General features: G+C 41.1%; 1 protein-coding gene. It reads right to left on the reverse strand.

The genetic code is table 11. The features are described from left to right. Positions 1 to 100: 100 nt before the first annotated feature. Positions 101 to 1,351 carry a group II intron reverse transcriptase/maturase gene (gene ltrA, locus BZG02_RS20625; protein ID WP_101263636.1) on the reverse strand — a complete coding sequence of 417 codons (1,251 nt, stop codon included), beginning with the start codon at positions 1,349 to 1,351 and terminating at the stop codon, positions 101 to 103. Positions 1,352 to 1,938 lie beyond the last annotated feature (587 nt).

The raw sequence follows: 1,938 nt of genomic DNA on the forward strand, positions 1-1,938 counted from the left end.
GGTCGAGTAGGCAAAGGGAGTCTCACCCTAAGCCTCTCACAGAACCGTGCTTGATAGTCTCCCATCACACGGCTCTTGTTATACAAATCTATGCGTTATGTTAGTAAAAACCTAGTTGCCATTGATAAAACAAAGTTGGGAATTGTATCCGTATTCGTTTTAACCAATCGTACGCTCGATTTATGCTTGTTTTATAACGCTTATACCGCCTTCGCACCCATTGTACCAGCTTGCGATTTAGTAGCTGAAAAATCGGATTCAACATTGATATTCGAAATTTACCATAGTAGTTTATCCAACCACGAATATGCGGCTCAAGAAATTGGGCTACCCCAACTATACTTTTATGTGTCAATTTCGGAATGTTTAATTCTCTCATTTTATCTACTATTCGCTTTTTCGAACTTATGCTTATTGCACAATCAAACCCTAGAAAAAGTTTACCTTTCCCTCTAGGAACAGTACTACGTGGTTGAAAGCTGTAACCCAGAAAATCGAACTTTACGTTTTCATGCGTACCTTGTCTCCTATAATCTTTACAGTAAACAATTTTCGTCTTTTCAGGATGTAGTTCCAAGCCACAAGCTTGCATTCGTTTTCCCAGATTACGCAATACATAATCTGCCTGTACTTTGCTCTTACAGTGCAATACAGCATCATCGGCATAACGCACATATTTTACTGTAGGATGGGTTTGTTCCAACCATTTATCCATGGCATAGTGTAGAAACAAGTTTGCCATTAGTGGACTAATAACACCGCCCTGTGGTGTACCCTTGCCATTCTTCTGAACCAGTTTACCCGATTTTGTTTGAATTGGCATTTGCAACCACCTTTTGATGTACATTATGCACCACTTCTCACTTACATGTTTCTCAACGGCTTTCAGTAGTTTCCCATGATCGATATTATCAAAAAATCCTTTGATATCAAGATCTATGACCCAGTCTGCTTTTCTACAATTTATCCGAACTGACTCTAATGCCTGATGGGCACTTTTATCTGGGCGGTAAGCATATGAATGTGGACTGAATATTTCTTCAAATCTTGGTTCTAGATATTCTTTAACTACCATTTGTCCTACTCGGTCGCTGATTGTGGGGATGCCAAGCTTACGATTACCTCCGTCTTTCTTGGATATCTCAACTTCTTTGACCGGTGGTGGAAAATAGCTGCCGGAAGCCATCCTATTCCAGAGCTTGTAGAGATACTTTGAGCGATTGGCGTCATATTTTGCCATATCAATCTCATCAACTCCAGCTCCTCCTTGGTTGGAACGTACTTTCTTATAAGCCGTCCAAATCATTTCGCGACTTATTGGTACTGATTTTGTCTCATTCCATAAATTCATCCTCTTGCGAGTTGTTAAATGTTAGTCGACTGTATAACCTGATCCCTTCGCTCCTCTTCCATTACAGTTGTATCATCACTACTACGAATCAGTCCGCCCCTACATATCGCATCGGTATTTTGCCTCTAGGGTGAACCTATTGTGCATTTCCCTTTTGCTGTCAGCTTTCTTTCTAGATCGCTTATGTAACAGTATATCATAAACATGCAGGTTCCCGAGTTCCGTATATAAGCCTAAATATAGTTCTTGCCCTTTGTAAGACGCCTGCCGTATAACCAGTAATCAGGTCTCCGTTATACTCCTTTACTCCGTAACATACTCCGTAGCTTTTGACAGGTTGTACCCACTTCTCGACTCCTCATCAAGGGTTCATTTGCATTCAACTCCTATATTCGTACCTGACAATCTCGTGGACTGCCTTTTCCTAAACGCTCAATACCATAGCTCTTTACCACAGCACCTTTAGGTGGTTTAATGCCTCATCCTGAAATGCGACATTGGTGGGTCTGCTTACAAATGCATCCACCATCTTATTTACAGCATGCAGAACTTTGTTTCGCCGATGTTCTGCTTCTCGGCACACTATG

Source organism: Labilibaculum filiforme, assembly GCF_002843315.1.
Classification (GTDB): domain Bacteria; phylum Bacteroidota; class Bacteroidia; order Bacteroidales; family Marinifilaceae; genus Labilibaculum; species Labilibaculum filiforme.